Origin of the sequence: Pseudomonas sp. B2021 (genome assembly GCF_018135665.1) — a bacterium.
In the GTDB taxonomy this organism is placed as follows: domain Bacteria; phylum Pseudomonadota; class Gammaproteobacteria; order Pseudomonadales; family Pseudomonadaceae; genus Aquipseudomonas; species Aquipseudomonas lactis.
In genome coordinates this window covers 3360892-3376395 of record NZ_SMOF01000001.1, presented here as the reverse complement: position 1 = coordinate 3376395, position 15504 = coordinate 3360892, and the positions used below count along the sequence as shown (strand labels likewise).

Below are 15504 nucleotides of genomic sequence, written 5' to 3'. Positions count from 1 at the left end.
GTTGTTCTCCCGTCAATGGCAGGCTCAAGAGGCCTTGTTATTGGACTTTTTCGCGGTGCTCTTTTTCGCCGCAGGTTTACCCGCCAGGCTGCGTTTGAGCAGTTCGGTCAGGTCGATGACATCCGCAGATTTGCGCTCTTCGCCGCCTTCGGCGGTTTCCACGTCTTCGATCTTGCCGGCCTTGGCCTTTTTCGCTACCAGCGCCCGGATCTTGTCCTGGAAGCTGTCACGGTATTCATCGGGCTGCCAGTCGGCGCTCATGTCTTCCACCAGGCGCTTGGCCATGTCCAATTCACCTTTGGCCAGGGTCGGTTTTGTCACATCGCTGCCCAGTTCCAATTCGTCCAGGCTGCGCACTTCGGCGGGCCAGCGCAGCATGACCAGCACCAGGGCCGACTCCAGTGGCATCAACGCAGCCAGGTGTTGCTTGGTGTGCAGCACCACGTTGGCCAGCGCGACCTTGCCGGTTTTTTTCAGCGCTTCGCGCAGCAGTGCATAGACCTTGCCGCCGCGTTTATCCGGGGCGAGGAAGTAGGGCGTGTCGATGTTTTGCAGGGGGATCTGGTCGCTGGCGACGAAGGCGATGATTTCGATGGTCTGGGTGGACTTGGGGTGGGCCGAGCGAATCTCGTCTTCGCTGAGCACCACATAGCGCCCTTTTTCAAAGGCCACGCCCTTGACGATATTTTCCTTGGTGACTTCCTTGCCGGTGGTTTTGTTGATGCGCTTGTAGCCCACCGGGTCCATGCTGCGCTTGTCCAGCCAGTCAAAGTCGACGCCTTGTGAAGAGGTCGCCGAGACCAGCGATACCGGGATGTGAACCAAGCCAAAACTGATGGCGCCTTTCCAGATTGCCCGTGGCATAGGTGTGATTCCTCAACGAAGAGCCTGTGTGCTGGTGACTCGCAGCGCAGGGCAAAAGTTTCGGCGGATAGATGCTCGGACAGATCGTGTTACACCTGATGAGAAACTATTTAGTGTCACCACCCGAACCCACGGCGTAGCGTGTTATCGAAAGCACGTAGTACCTGGCATAGAGAGGTTTGGCCATGAACCCTTGTGTACGTCATCTTGCAGCATTGGCGCTGGGCCTGGCCGTTGGGCCATGGGCTCAGGCGCAAAACCTGCCGGGCCGCAGCAGCGACCACGGCCCGATTCACCGGGCCAACCCCAACAGCATGCAGGGCACCCAGCCCAATGCACCTGCGGTTCCCAGCATTCAGCCTGTCCCGGCCAACCCGCGGCCGACCCTGGAAAACGGCGGCATCGGCAACCGCTACCCCAAGCAGGAGGCGGCCCCCAGCCGCCCGGCCACCGCACCCAAAGTGCCCACCTATGATGCCAACGGCAATCGCCGCTGAGGATTTCGCCTTATGTTTGTACGTAAAACCCTGATGGCCGCCCTGTGCGCCACCGCGTTACTGCCGTTGAGCGCGGTGTATGCCGCCGATAGCCAACAGTTCCCCAGCGAGCAAGGTAGCATCACCGCAACACCGATCGCCAAGGGTCTGGACCATCCGTGGGCGCTGGCGTTTTTGCCCGACCAGCAAGGTTTTCTGGTGACCGAACGGCCTGGAAACCTGCGGTTTGTCAGCCCGGACGGCAAGCTCTCTGCGCCCTTGAAGGGCGTGCCGCAGGTGTGGGCCAAAGGGCAGGGCGGGTTGCTGGATGTGGTGCTGTCGCCAGACTTCAAGCAGGACCGCCTGGTGTACCTGTCGTACGCCGAAGGCGGTGGTGAGGGCGGTAAGGCCGGCACTGCCGTAGGGCGTGGGCGCCTGGCGGCTGACTTGAGCGGCTTGGAGGACTTCAAGGTGATTCTGCGCCAGGAGCCCAAGCTATCTACGGGCAATCACTTCGGTTCGCGCCTGGCCTTTGACCGTGACGGCTACCTGTTCGTGACCCTGGGTGAGAACAACGACCGCCCCACGGCCCAGGACTTGGACAAGCTGCAAGGTAAAGTGGTGCGCATCTACCCGGATGGGCGCGTGCCGGATGACAACCCCTTTGTCGGTCAGCCCGGCGTGCGTCCGGAGATCTGGTCCTATGGGCAGCGCAACCCGCAAGGGCTGGCCTTGAACCCCTGGAGCGGCACGATCTGGGAAAATGAACATGGGCCCCGTGGCGGTGATGAAGTCAATATCATCGAGCGCGGCAAGAACTACGGCTGGCCGTTGGCGACCCATGGCATCAACTATTCCCTGCTGCCGATTCCCGAAGCCAAGGGCAAAACGGCCGAGGGCACAGTGGCACCCCATCATGTGTGGGAGAAGTCGCCGGGCATCAGTGGCATGGCGTTCTATGACGGCGACCGGTTCAAGGCCTGGCAGCACAACCTGTTTATCGGTGCGCTGGTCAGCCAGGAGCTGATTCGCTTGCAGTTCGAGGGTGACAAGGTGGTTCACGAGGAACGCTTGTTGGGCGAATTGAAAGCGCGGATCCGCGATGTGCGGCAGGGGCCGGATGGCTTTCTGTATGTGCTGACGGATGAGGATGACGGTGTGTTGTATCGGGTGGGGCTGAATCAGGACTAAACGTGTGGGAGGGCGCTGTTAGCAGAGGTTGATCCAATTGATGCCCCGCGATCCAAGTGTGGGAGCTGGCTTGCCTGCGAAGGCGGTGTGTCAGGCGCTGAATCTGTTACTGCACCACCGCTTTCGCAGGCAAGCCAGCTCCCACATTGGATCTCACGCTGCCTACAGAATCGGGGTTATAGCCCCAGCTCTGACAGGCCGGGATGATCATCCGGGCGCCGGCCCAGCGGCCAATGGAATTTGCGCTCGCTTTCCTTGATCGGCATATCGTTGATGCAGGCAAAGCGGTTGGCCATCAAGCCGTTCTCATCGAATTCCCAGTTCTCATTGCCGTACGAGCGGAACCAGTTACCCGAATCATCGTGCCATTCATAGGCGTAGCGCACGGCGATGCGGTTATCGGTGAAGGCCCACAGTTCCTTGATCAGTCGATAATCCAGCTCCTTGGCCCATTTGCGGGTCAGGAACTGCTTGGCTTCTTCGCGGTTATGGGCAAATTCGGCGCGGTTACGCCAGTTCGTATCCAGCGTATAGGCCAGGGACACGCGCTGCGGGTCGCGGGAGTTCCAGCCGTCTTCGGCCAGACGGACTTTTTCGATGGCAGACGTGCGGGTAAACGGCGGCAGGGGCGGGCGGACTTCTTCTTGGGCTGACATGGGCGTCTCCTCAAAGCAATAAAGGTTGGGTCGAAAGTTGCCTGGGCTGTGGGTTCACAGTTGCAGTAAGGTTCGCGCCATGCATTGCGCATTATCGGCAGCTGTTGAATCACCCATGACCAGGGCAACGGTAATGGCGCCATCGATCAGGATCAGCAGTTGCGCGGCCTGCTGCTCCGGGTCGGGGGTGCCATGTGCTTGGCACAGTTCAAGTGCGTACTCGAACAGTTTGCGTTTATGGGCCTTGGCCAACAGGCGCACGGGGTCTTGGGCGTCACCGGTTTCACCGCTGGTGTTGATAAAGGCGCAGCCGCGAAAGTCTGCCGAGCCGAACCAGCCTTTGAGCGCGCTGAAAAGCCCCAGCAGGCGCTCGCCGCTGTCGTCGCGGCGTTCCACTTCGCTGCGCAGCCACTGCATCCAGCGTTCGTCGCGGCGTTGCAGGGCGGCCACCACCAACTCATCCTTGTTGGCGAAGTAGCGGTAGATACTTTTTCTCGACACACCGGCGGTTTTCACCAGTAAGTCCATGCCGGTGGCAGCGATGCCGTGGCGATAGATCAACTTCTCGGTGACGTCGAGGATAATGTCGCGGGTTTCATTCTGGGTTATATCGTTCATGTCGAGTACAGTAGAACGATCGTTCTTCATGGTCAACAGCGTTTTTTAAATTACCCACCGCGAGACCTGAGCAGCCTCATGGTGTAAGCTTTGGGCCTCTTCGGATTCGACCCATTGCGAGCCCTATGCCGTCGTTCTTCAAACGCTCCCTGTTGCCCAAGCTGCGCGGTTTTCCGTTGTCCAACGAGGCCATTGAGGTGCTGCCCAGCGCCGACGCCTATCGTCGCTGCCTGCTGGAGAAAATCGCCCAGGCCACGCGGCGTATCTACATCGTTGCGTTGTACTTGCAGCAGGACGAGGCGGGGCAGGAAATCTACGACGCACTACACGCCGCCAAGGCCGCACGGCCTGAACTGGAGATCGTGGTGATGGTGGATTGGCTGCGCGCCCAGCGCGGGTTGATCGGCGCGGGCAAGCAACCGGGCAACAGCGCCTGGTACCAGGCGATGACCCAGCGCCACGCTACCGAAGTGCCGGTGTACGGCGTGCCGGTGCAAACCCGCGAGCTGTTCGGCGTGTTGCATCTCAAGGGTTTCGTGATCGATGACAGCGTGCTGTACAGCGGCGCCAGCCTGAACAACGTGTACCTGCACAAGTTCGACAAATACCGCTTCGACCGCTACCACCTGATCCATAGCCAACCCTTGGCCGATTCGATGCAGCACCTGGTGGAACACGGCCTGGTGGCATCCAAGGCAGTGCATCGCCTGGACCTGCCAAACCCGCCCACCACCCGCAGCCTGCGCAACGATATCGGCGACCTGCGCAGCCGTCTCAAGCATGCGACCTACGACACCACAGCCGGGCAGTTGCCCAATGGCCATCTGTCGGTCAGCCCCTTGCTGGGCGTCGGCAAGAACAACCCGTTGAGCCGGGTGATCCTCGAACTGATCGCCAGCGCCCAGCAGCAACTGACCATCTGCACGCCGTATTTCAACCTGCCATTGCCGGTGACCCGTGAGATCAACCGCGCCCTGGCACGCGGCGTGAAGATCGACATCGTGGTGGGCGACAAGACTGCCAACGACTTCTACATTCCGCCCACCGAGCCTTTCAAGGTGATTGCGGCGTTGCCGTACTTGTACGAGATCAGCCTGCGGCGCTTTGCCAAGCGGCATCAGCCGATGATCAACAGCGGCCAGTTGAACCTGCACTTATGGCGCGACGGCGATAATACTTATCACCTCAAGGGCATGTGGGTGGATGAGCGCTACACCTTGCTCACCGGCAACAACCTCAACCCTCGGGCGTTTCGCCTCGACCTGGAAAACGGCTTGCTGATCGACGACCCTCAAGGCCAATGGCTGGAGCCGCGAAGCGCCGAGCTTGCGAATATTTTCCAGCACACCACGCGTATCCAGGGTTACCAGCAATTGCAGACACTGGTGGATTACCCGCCCGCTGTCGGCAAATTCCTGCGGCGTGTCAGCCGGGTGCGGATCGAGCGCTTGCTGTACCGCATTCTCTAGCCGAGCAACTTATCGGCAAAAAAACACCCGGGCCCTTGGACAGGGACTGGGTGTTTTTTTGTGCGCGGCCGTTAGTTCAAACCCAGCTTGCCGCGCAGGGTCGAGAGGTCTTCGGCCAGGGTGTTAACCGGGCCGACCAGGGCCTTGCGGTCGTTGTCCTTGACCTTGTCATAGGTCTCGAAGCCGCCATCCTTGGTTTTGTACTTGGCCAGGATCTTGTCGACGCTGGCAAAGTTTTTGTCGACCTTGGCCAGGAAGGCCTGGTCTTGCTGCCCGATCTGGCCACGAAACAGCTCGACGATTTTTTTCGCGCCGTCGATGTTGCCCTGGAAGTCGTACAGGTCGGTATGGCTGTAACGGTCTTCTTCACCGGAGATCTTGGTGGCCGCGACTTCTTCAAGCAACGCAGCAGCACCACCGACGACTTTCTCCGGCGGGAAAGTCAGGCCATCGACGCGGGTCTTGAGGTCATTCACATCGGCGTTGAGCTTGGCGGTCAGCGCTTGCAGGCCCTGGGTCGAGTTCTGCGAGAACAGCGCGTATTCAATGCGGTGAAAGCCGGTGAAGTCTTCGGCCGTCACGCCTTTTTCATGATCGTCCACACGCGAATCGATGGACGCGTCGAGGTCGCTGAACAGCTCGGCGATCGGCTCAATGGACTCATAATGTACGCGAGTCGGCGCATAGAGCTTCTTGGCCGTGGCCAGGTCGCCCTTATTGATGGCGTCGGTGAACGCCTGGGTCTGGGTGACCAGTTCGCCGATTTCTTCGGTGACGTAGATCTTGTAATCCGACACCGGGCCCACCAGGTCCAACGGCGCAGTAGCGGCGAAGCTTGCCAGTGGCGAAAGGCTGAGTAACAACAACGCGATAGACGACTTCTTCATGGGAGACATTCCGCTCTGGTGTGTTTTAGGTCTTGGCAGGATTTTGAGAGTGCGTTGCCGCGAGCAGCGTGCGCCCGATGAAATCCTTAGGGCCGGTGACCCCGGGCAACGTGAAGAAATACCCGCCACCCACGGGCTTGAGGTACTCCTCCAGCGGCTCGCCGTTGAGTCGGGTTTGCACGCTGATAAAGCCTTTCTCCAGGTCAGCCTGGTAGCAGATGAACAACAAGCCCATGTCCAGTTGACCGTTTTTGTTGACGCCGTTGGAGTAGTTGAACGGCCGCCGCAGGATCAGGTTGGCCTGGGTCTGCGGGGTGCGCGGGTTGGCCAGGCGGATGTGGGCATCGAGCTTGGTCAACTTGCCTTCAGGGTCCTTGCTGTAGTCCGGGACCTGGGTTTCATGCTGGCCGTCCATGGGCGCGCCCGTGGGTTTGATACGGCCGATGATGCTTTCCTGTTCTTGCAGCGGGGTGCGATCCCAGCGCTCGACAAAGTTACGGATGATGCGCACGGCCTGGTAACTGCCATGGGCGGCCCAGGCCGGTTCGTCGCTGGTGGGCTGTACCCAGACGATTTGGTCCATGGCCTTGTCATCGTTGGAATTGGGGTTGGCCGAGCCATCGCGAAAGCCCAGGAAGTTGCGCGCACTCTGCGCCGGTTCGCCGGGCTTGGACGGTGCCTGGGGCGGCACGCTGCCTTCTTGCTTCCAGCGCACCAGCAGCAGGTCGGGCAGGTTTTTGACGATGTCACGCAGGGCGTGGATATTGGTGTCTGGCGTGTTGGAGCTGAACTGCAGGCTCAGGTCGCCATGGCACTGCGCGGGCTCCAGCGCATCGTTGGGAAAACCGACCATGCGACTCAGGCGCTTGGGTTTGGCCGCCGCTAGGCCAAAGCGCTCATCGAACAACGATTCGCCGACCGACACGGTGATGGTCAGGTTATCCGGCGTGACCACCGGGCCAAGGATGCCGGAATCGGTAGGCGGCAATTTCGGGTCGACCTGGGGCACGGTGCCGCCGGTCATCAGGAACGCGATGCGCTCGTTGAGGGTGCGGAACAGGCGTTCCAGGTCTTCGCGGTCGCTGGCCAGTACATCGAACGCCACGACCATGCCGCAGGCCGGGCGCGGGGTGACGATGCCGCTTTGGTGCTTGCCGAAAAACGCTTGGTGGTCCTGGGTCTTGTCGCTACGCGGGGCCGTGGTGACTTGCTCGGCCACTGCTGCCATCGCCGGGCAGGACAGGCTGCTGCCGGCAATCGCCGCGCCGGTGGCCGCCATGCCCAACAGGACGCGGCGACGTTGGAGGTCAAACTGTTCTTTATCACTCATGTATGCGGTCGTCTTCACTGCAGGCCGGAAAGGCCAAGGGCGGGGTCGATTCCATCGAGTGCAACGGCCAGTGCCTTGGCCTTATCGGCGATCTGCTTGCGCTGATCGGCTGTAACCTTGTCGTAGGTTGGGTAGCGGTCATTCACCTTGAGCCCCTCGAGTTCGGTGTCGAAGGCGTTGAGCGCGCTGTCGATAGTGGGCAACAGGTCGGCGGCGGACTTGCCCAGCAACGGGCGCATCAGGTCGACCACTTTGTGCGCGACCTGCAGATTGGCGGCAAAGCCGTTCAAGTCGATGTGGCTGTAGCGTTCTTCTTCACCGCTCGCCGCACGCACGTCCGCCAGGCTATTGAGGTTGCGCACCACAATGCTCACCAGTTGCTCCGGTGGCAGGGACTGGGCCAGTAACTGTTGCTTGAGCGTGGTGACGTCGGTAACCAGGCGCTGGGCGACCGGCGCCAGGCCATCGAGGCTGTGCTGCTGGAACAGGCTGTATTCGAGGCGGTGGAAGCCGCTGAAGGCGGGGTCCTGCTCGCGCTTTTCAAAGTAGTCGGCGCGGGCGTTGATCGCGTTATCCAATTCGGCCAGGCGTTGAGAGGCAGGCGCCAGGCGCTGATACGCCTCACGGGCCGGCACATACATGGCCTGCGCCTGGGCCAGATCACCGGCGGCGATGGCCTGTTGCAGCGCCGTTACGGCCTTGACCAGGGCACTGCCTTGGCCGCTCAGGTATACGCGAAACTCAGACAACGGGCCGATAAAGGCCACCATCGACGGCTTGGCCTTAGCCTGGGCGTCGGACTCTGCCGTGGGCGTGACATGCAAGGTGCCACGCGGGTTGCTCAACAGGCCACAGGTAATGGCGTAGTCGCCGGGCAACAGGTTGGCGTTGATCACCTGGCTCAGGCCTGGGGCAATATTTTCCCGTTCCTCGACCACCAGCACGCCGTCGAGGATTTCCCACTCCACCGCACGGTCGGAGCGGTTGATGATACGAAAGCTTGCGCGCCCGGCCGGCACGGTGAGGGCGTTGGGCTCGCAGGCGTGACTGTGAATCGTGACCGCGATTTCATTGTGGTTGGTCTGGCGCTTGGTCGCGGCCAATTGCGAGGCGTAGTAGAACAGGCCACCGGCGGCGATCATCACCACCACCGAGCCAGCCACGCCCCAGCGCAAGGCGCGGGACGGCGGGGCCGATTGAGGGGTTGGGTTGGACAAGAGACGGTCCTTACTGGCTGGAAACGGAAGAGGTGTTGGCAGCGGGCTGGCTAGGGGCCGAGGGCAGGAAGAACATCACCAGGGCCACCACCAGGTAAATCACATAGGCGCCCAGGGTGCTGACAGTCGGCGCCTCCTGGTAACCGAACATGCCGGCCAGTACCGAGCCGAGCGGGCTGTCCATGGGTAATGCAGCGCTGAAATCGAACAGCACGGTCTGCCAGTGGTTCCACACACCGGCTTCGTGCAAGGCTTGCACCGAGTTGGCGAGAATGCCGGCCGCGACCACCAGGATGAACAGGCCAGTCCAGCGGAAAAACGCGCTAAGGTTCAGGCGCATGCTGCCGGAATAGATCAGGAAACCCACGACAATGGCCAGGACCAGGCCGAGCAGGGCGCCCACCGGAGCGCCCGGGCCTTCGCTTTGCTGAAACACGGCTAACAGAAAGAACACCGTCTCCAGCCCTTCGCGGGCCACGGCAAAAAACACCATGGCGATCAGGGCGAACACCTGATGCCTGGAGCCGGCCAGCGCATGGTCGAGGGATTCATGCAGCGAGTGTTTAATCGAGCGCGCCACTTTGCGCATCCAGAACACCATGGAACTGAGGATGCCCACGGCCACCAACCCGACGACACCTTCAAACAATTCCTGCTGCTTTTGCGGGAATTCCGCACTGACCAATTCCAGGCCGCCGCCCACCAGCAGCGCCAGCGCTGCCGCAAGGAATACGCCGATCCAAACCGCAGGCATCCACTGGCCACGCCCGGTCTGTTGCAGGTAACTGGCGATGATGCCAACGATCAAGGCGGCTTCAATGCCTTCGCGCAGCATGATTAAAAAAGGAACGAGCATCGGGCACCCAGGCGCAACTAGTTAGGGAGCTAATTTGTAACATAATGATACTCATTGCTAAACAAGAAATATTGACCTTTGCTGAACGTGGGCTGAACAGTGGTGGCGAAGCGCAACCGCCCTTATGATGCAGGCCAACCACACCGCAGCCGGACAGCTCAACGCCCCATGTCGGAAAAAGACACCATCTCCATCCACCTCGTGCGCGAAGCGTTGTTGCACAGTTGCGCGCCGGGAGCCGCCACCGTTGAGGCATTGAGCAAAGTCGGGATTGCCCCGGCGTTGCTTGAGCAGCCCGACGCTCGCGTGGCGGCCACCGCCTATGCACGCCTGTGGCGTTTGCTGGCGCGGCGCAGGGACGATGAGTTCTTTGGCATGGACCCGCGCAAGCTCAAGTCCGGCAGCCTGGCGTTCCTGTGTCGCGCCGCCATGGCGCAACCGAGCCTGGCTGCGGGCCTGGAAACTGGCTTGGGGTTTCTCTCGCTGATGCTGGAGCACCTTCCGGCCCAGCTGGTGCGCCAACAGAGCCTGGCGGAGATCGTCCTGCTCGAACCTGAGCATGAACCCAAGCGTGCGTTTACCTACTTCACCTACTGGATGATCGTCCACGGCGTCGCCTGCTGGCTGGCGGGGCGGCGTATTCCGATCCTCGCCATTGAACTGCGCTGCGCTCAGCCGGACTTCTGTGACGATTATCAGGTGATGTTCTCTGACAACCTGCGCTTTGATCGACCACGCACCCGCATGATCTTTTCAGCCGACTGCCTGGACCTGCCGATCAAGCGCAGCCCGCAGGAGCTCCAACGTTTTCTCGCTCATGCACCGGCTAACATCCTGGTGAAATACCGCGACCCGGAAAGCCTCGCCACGCGCATCAAGCACGACCTTCGGCAGATGCCCCCCGACACCTGGCCGGAAACCGAGGGGCTTGCCGCCAGGTTGTGTATTTCTGCGTCCACACTACGCCGCCGCCTGGCGGAAGAAGGGCAGACCTATCAGGGCCTCAAGGACAGCGTGCGCAAAGAACTGGCGATTGTGTGGTTGGCCGAACCCCAGATCAGCTTTGCCGAGATAGCCACGCGGTTGGGGTTTGCCGATGCGAGTTCGTTTTATAAGGCGTTTCGTAAGTGGGTGGGATCGAATCCGGGGCATTATCGGAGTTTGATTTTGAGCGAGACGAGTCGCCTCTAACTTCCACCCTGCGGGATTAGGATGTTTCTCACTTGATCGTTCCCACGCTCTGCGTGGGACGATCGGTGGCAAAAAAAAGCCCCACGACCGAATGGACCGCAGGGCTAAAAATTGGCTGGATGCGACCAACCAAAGGAGCTCTTTACCTCACTGGTTGCTGGCCACCACCGTATCCGGCTGCCAGCCACCACCCAACGCCTTGTAGATCGCCACAATGCCGCGATACAGATCCACTTCGGCCTGGGCCTGGGAATCTTCGGCGGCCAGGCGTTCGCGCTGGGCGTCGAGCAGTACCAGGAAGTCCACGGTGCCTTCGCGGTAGCGGATCGCGGCGAGGTCGGCGGCGGCGCGGCTGGATTCGCTTTGGCGGATCAGCGAGACCAGGCGTTGCTGGCGCTTGCCGTAATCGCTGAAGGCGTTCTCGGACTCTTCCAGGGCCAGCAGCACTTGCTGTTCATAGGTCGCCAGCGCGCCATCGGCTTCGGCATTCGCACCGCGCAAACGCGCACGCACGCTGCCCAGGTCAAACGCGGCCCAGGTGATGCTCGGGCCCAGGGACCAGGCATTCGCCGCGGCCGAGCCGATCTGCGAACCGCGCCCGGCAGTGAAGCCGAGGAAGCCGCTGAGGCTCACCCGTGGGAACAGGTCGGCCTTGGCCACGCCGATACGTGCGGTGGCGGCGGCCAGTTTGCGTTCGGCGCTGAGGATGTCCGGGCGCCGTTGCAGCAGTTGCCCCGGGTCGCCAATCGGCAACGCCTTGGCAATCGCTGGCAGGTCTTTCGGGCTCAGGTCCACGCTCAGCTTGTCGGGGCGCTGGCCGAGGAGGGTGGCGATGCGGTTGCGCTCGCGCACTTGTTCGGCCTGCAGTTGCGGCACGCTGGCTTCAACCGCTGCCAGGCGGGCGTCGGCGCGTTCGACGTCGAGCTGATCACCCACGCCGGCGTCGCGCAGGCTGACGGTGATGGTGCGCGATTCCTGCTGGTTCTTCAGGTTGTCCAGGGCGATGCGTTCACGCAGTTGCGCTCCACGCAGTTGACCGTAAGCATCCACCAGTTCGGCAATCATGGTGACTTGCAGTTGGTACAGGTCGGCTTCGGCGACTTGTTGGTCGGCGTCGCTGGCTTCCAGGTTGCGACGGATACGCCCGAACAAATCCACTTCCCAGGCCATGTCCAGGCCCAGGTCGTAGCGCTCGCTGTTGACACGCTTGGTGGTCTGCCCTGGAATCTGGCCCTTGCCCACATCGCTGCTGGCCCGGGAGGTGACCACCGGCATGATATCGTTGGCCGCATCATCACGGATGGCCCGTGCCGCCCGCAGACGGGCGAAGGCCACGCGCAAATCACGGTTGCCGCTCAGGGACTGGGTCACCAACTGGTTGAGGGTCGGGTCGTCAAACTGCTGCCACCAGATGCCTTCGTATTTGGCGTGGTCGTAGCTTTTGGTGTCGGCGGCGGCCGTGATGTTGGCCGCCTCCAGTTGCTGGGTCTTGTAGTCCGGGCCTACGGCACAGGCGGCGAGCGCCAGTACCAGCAGGCTCGGCAGGAATATTTTCACACTCATTGCTGTGTCTCCAGCTTCAAGGCCTTGGCCGCTTTGCGCGCTTCACTGCGCTCGACATAGCGACGGATCAGTACGTAGAACACTGGCGTCAGCAACAGACCGAAGAAGGTCACACCGATCATCCCGGAGAACACCGCCACGCCCATGGCATGGCGCATCTCGGCACCGGCACCGCTGGAGAGCACCAACGGCACCACACCCATGATGAACGCGAATGAGGTCATCAGGATCGGCCGCAGACGCAGGCGGCAGGCTTCCAGTACCGCAGCGAGCGGGTCGAGGCCTTCCTGCTGTTTATCCTTGGCGAACTCGACGATCAGGATCGCGTTCTTGCACGCCAGGCCCACCAGTACGATCAGGCCGATCTGGGTGAAGATATTGTTGTCGCCGCCCGAGATGATCACCCCGGTAATGGCCGACAGCAGCGTCATCGGTACGATCAGGATCACCGCCAGTGGCAGGCTCCAGCTTTCGTATTGGGCCGCGAGCACCAGGAACGCCAGCAGTACGCAGAGCGGGAACACGAACAGCGCGGTATTGCCTGAGAGGATTTGCTGATAGGTCAGGTCGGTCCACTCGTAGGTCATGCCGTTGGGCAGTTCATCTTTGAGCAGTTTTTCAATCGCGGCCTGGGCCTGGCCGGAGCTGTAGCCCGGCGCGGCGTTGCCGTTGATTTCTGCGGTGATGAAGCCGTTGTAGTGCATCACGCGGTCCGGGCCCGAGGTGTCGCTGACCTTGATAAAGGTCGCCAGGGGGATCATCTCGCCTCTGTTATTGCGCACTTTCAGCTGGCCGATCTGGTCGGAGTCCTGGCGGAACTGTTGCTCAGCCTGCACGTTGACCTGATAGGTGCGCCCGAAGCGGTTGAAGTCGTTGGCATACAACGAGCCCAGGTAGACCTGCAGGGTGTCGAAGATGTCACTGATCGCCACGCCGTGGGTCTTGGCCTTTTCGCGGTCGATAGCCGCGTCCACTTGCGGCACGTTGACCGTGTAGCTGGTGAACAGGCCGAACAGTTCAGGCACGCTGTGGCTCTTGGTAATCACGTTCTGCACTTCTTTATACAGCTCGTCATAGCCGAGGTTGCCACGGTCTTCGATTTGCAGACGGAAGCCCCCGATGGTGCCCAGGCCTTGTACCGGCGGCGGCGGGAAGATCGCCATGTAGGCTTCTTCGATATTGGCGTATTGGCCGTTCAGTGCACCGGCAATCGCACCGGCAGACATGCTTGGGTCTTTACGCTCATCGAAGGGCTTCAAGGTCACGAACACGATGCCGCTGTTCGGGCTGTTTGTGAACCCGTTGATCGACAGGCCGGGGAAGGCAATTGCAGCTTCCACGCCGGGTTGTTTCAGGGCGATCTCCGACATGCGCTTCATCACGTTTTCGGTGCGGTCCAGGCTTGCGGCGTCGGGCAATTGGGCGAAGGCCACCAGGTACTGCTTGTCCTGGGCCGGTACGAAACCGGTCGGCGTGTGGGCAAACCCGAAGAACGTCAGCACCATCAAACCTGCGTAGACGAACAACGCAATACCGCTGCCGCGAATCACTCGGCGCACGGTGCCTACGTAGCCATGGCTGGCCTTTTCGAAAAAGCGGTTGAAGGGACGGAACAGCCAGCCGCCGAAGACCTTGTCGAGGAACTTCGAGAACCGATCCTTCGGCGCGTCGTGACCGCGCAGCAACACAGCGGCCAGTGCAGGAGACAGGGTCAGGGAGTTGAACGCCGAGATCACGGTTGAGATCGCGATGGTCAAGGCGAACTGCTTGTAGAACTGCCCGGTCAAGCCACTGATAAAGGCGGCCGGAATGAACACCGCACACAGCACCAGCGCCGTGGCGATGATGGGGCCGGTCACTTCACTCATGGCTTTTTCGGTCGCCGGGAAGGGCTCCAGACCCAGCTCGATATTACGCTCGACGTTCTCCACCACCACGATGGCGTCGTCCACCACGATACCGATGGCCAGTACCAGGCCAAACAGTGACAGGGCGTTGAGTGAGAACCCGAACAGGTGCATCACCGCAAACGTACCGATCAACGATACCGGCACCGCCACCAAGGGGATGATCGAGGCGCGCCACGTCTGCAGGAACAGGATCACCACCAGCACCACGAGGATCAGTGCTTCAAACAGGGTATGCACCACCGCTTCGATGGAACCGCGTACGAAGATGGTCGGGTCATAGGCAATGCGATAATCCATCCCCGCCGGAAAGCTCTTTTTCAGCTCGGCCATCTTGCTGCGCACATCGTTGGAGATGTCGATGGCATTGGAGCCGGGACGCTGGAAAATCGGAATCGCGACGGCGGGCTGGTTATCGATCAGCGAGCGCAGCGCGTATTGGCTGGAGCCCAGCTCGACCCTGGCGATGTCCTTGAGGCGCGTGATTTCACCGTTGGCACCCGCGCGAATCACGATGTTCTCGAACTCTTCTTCAGTGACCAGGCGGCCCTGGGTATTGACCGACAACTGGAAGCTGGTGTCGCTCGGCGCGGGCTGGGCGCCCAGGGCACCGGCAGCCACCTGGCGGTTCTGCTCGCGGATCGCTGTGACCACATCGGTGGCGGTCAGGTTGCGCGAAGCGGTTTTGTTCGGGTCGAGCCAGACGCGCAGAGAGTAGTCGCCCATGCCGAACAACTGCACGTCACCGACGCCGCCCAGGCGGGCCAGTTCATCCTTAATATTGAGGATCGCGTAGTTGGACAGGTACAGCATGTCGTAACGCTGATCCGGGGAGGTCAAGTGCACCACCATGGTCAGGTCGGGGGAGGCCTTGTCCACGGTAATACCGATGCGCGTCACTTCCTCTGGCAGCTTGGGCTGGGTGCGCGTCACACGGTTTTGCACCTGCACCTGCGCGTTGTCCAGGTCGGTGCCCAGAGCGAAGGTGATGGTCAGGGTCAGCTTGCCGTCGGCGGTGGACTGCGAGGACATGTAGAGCATGTTCTCGACGCCAGTGATGGCTTGCTCCAACGGCGCGGCCACGGTTTCACCGATGACTTTGGGGTTGGCCCCCGGGAAGTTGGCGCGCACCACCACGGTCGGCGGCACCACTTCCGGGTATTCGCTGATCGGCAACTGGAACAGCGAGATCGCACCGGCGATCAGGATCAACAGCGACAGCACCGCTGCGAAGATCGGCCTTGATATGAAGAACTTGGAAAAATTCATCTTGAGTATC

At 61.1% G+C, this 15504-nt stretch carries 13 protein-coding genes; 4 read left to right on the top strand and 9 right to left on the bottom strand.

Annotated elements, in window-relative coordinates; all coding sequences use genetic code 11:
* Window positions 1-24 precede the first annotated feature (24 nt).
* On the bottom strand, window positions 25-864 hold the full coding sequence (locus tag E1K68_RS15055) for a Ku protein (protein ID WP_003191069.1): 840 nt from the start codon (window positions 862-864) through the stop codon (window positions 25-27).
* 185 nt (window positions 865-1049) lie between these two features.
* On the opposite strand from E1K68_RS15055, the gene E1K68_RS15050 reads away from it, so the two are divergent.
* Window positions 1050-1361 (top strand): hypothetical protein, encoded by a 312-nt coding sequence (locus tag E1K68_RS15050; RefSeq protein ID WP_003191071.1) that lies wholly within the window; start codon window positions 1050-1052, stop codon window positions 1359-1361.
* A 12-nt stretch (window positions 1362-1373) separates the two neighbouring features.
* Window positions 1374-2531, top strand: a complete 1158-nt coding sequence (locus E1K68_RS15045; protein WP_034135553.1) for a PQQ-dependent sugar dehydrogenase — start codon at window positions 1374-1376, stop codon at window positions 2529-2531.
* A 176-nt stretch (window positions 2532-2707) separates the two neighbouring features.
* On the opposite strand, the gene E1K68_RS15040 is transcribed toward E1K68_RS15045, so the two are convergent.
* On the bottom strand, window positions 2708-3187 hold the full coding sequence (locus E1K68_RS15040; RefSeq protein WP_003191073.1) for a nuclear transport factor 2 family protein: 480 nt from the start codon (window positions 3185-3187) through the stop codon (window positions 2708-2710).
* A gap of 54 nt (window positions 3188-3241) precedes the next feature.
* Complete coding sequence (locus E1K68_RS15035) at window positions 3242-3805, bottom strand: TetR/AcrR family transcriptional regulator (protein ID WP_003191075.1); 564 nt, start codon at window positions 3803-3805, stop codon at window positions 3242-3244.
* Between the two features lie 125 nt (window positions 3806-3930).
* Here E1K68_RS15035 and pssA point away from each other — a divergent pair, with 125 nt between their 5' ends.
* Complete coding sequence (pssA, locus tag E1K68_RS15030; protein ID WP_003191076.1) at window positions 3931-5274, top strand: CDP-diacylglycerol--serine O-phosphatidyltransferase; 1344 nt, start codon at window positions 3931-3933, stop codon at window positions 5272-5274.
* 71 nt (window positions 5275-5345) lie between these two features.
* On the opposite strand, the gene efeO (E1K68_RS15025) is transcribed toward pssA, so the two are convergent.
* From efeO (E1K68_RS15025) to efeU, 4 genes are read right to left on the bottom strand one after another with little or no spacing between them, the layout of a single operon-like run.
* A complete protein-coding gene (gene efeO, locus E1K68_RS15025; protein WP_212614210.1) occupies window positions 5346-6161 on the bottom strand; it encodes an iron uptake system protein EfeO in 816 nt (271 codons plus the stop codon).
* 25 nt (window positions 6162-6186) lie between these two features.
* On the bottom strand, window positions 6187-7491 hold the full coding sequence (gene efeB, locus E1K68_RS15020; protein ID WP_120248198.1) for an iron uptake transporter deferrochelatase/peroxidase subunit: 1305 nt from the start codon (window positions 7489-7491) through the stop codon (window positions 6187-6189).
* 14 nt (window positions 7492-7505) lie between these two features.
* On the bottom strand, window positions 7506-8708 hold the full coding sequence (gene efeO, locus E1K68_RS15015) for an iron uptake system protein EfeO (protein ID WP_003191079.1): 1203 nt from the start codon (window positions 8706-8708) through the stop codon (window positions 7506-7508).
* 10 nt (window positions 8709-8718) lie between these two features.
* On the bottom strand, window positions 8719-9564 hold the full coding sequence (gene efeU, locus E1K68_RS15010; protein ID WP_212614211.1) for an iron uptake transporter permease EfeU: 846 nt from the start codon (window positions 9562-9564) through the stop codon (window positions 8719-8721).
* Window positions 9565-9732: 168 nt separating this feature from the next.
* On the opposite strand from efeU, the gene E1K68_RS15005 reads away from it, so the two are divergent.
* Entirely contained in the window at window positions 9733-10755 is a 1023-nt protein-coding gene (locus E1K68_RS15005) for an AraC family transcriptional regulator (protein WP_169911997.1), read from the top strand.
* A 147-nt stretch (window positions 10756-10902) separates the two neighbouring features.
* Here E1K68_RS15005 and E1K68_RS15000 read toward each other — a convergent pair whose 3' ends face one another.
* Window positions 10903-12318, bottom strand: a complete 1416-nt coding sequence (locus tag E1K68_RS15000; protein WP_212614212.1) for a TolC family protein — start codon at window positions 12316-12318, stop codon at window positions 10903-10905.
* Window positions 12315-15494, bottom strand: a complete 3180-nt coding sequence (locus E1K68_RS14995) for an efflux RND transporter permease subunit (protein ID WP_212614213.1) — start codon at window positions 15492-15494, stop codon at window positions 12315-12317. The genes E1K68_RS15000 and E1K68_RS14995 overlap by 4 nt, the downstream gene beginning before the upstream one ends.
* Window positions 15495-15504: the final 10 nt, after the last annotated feature.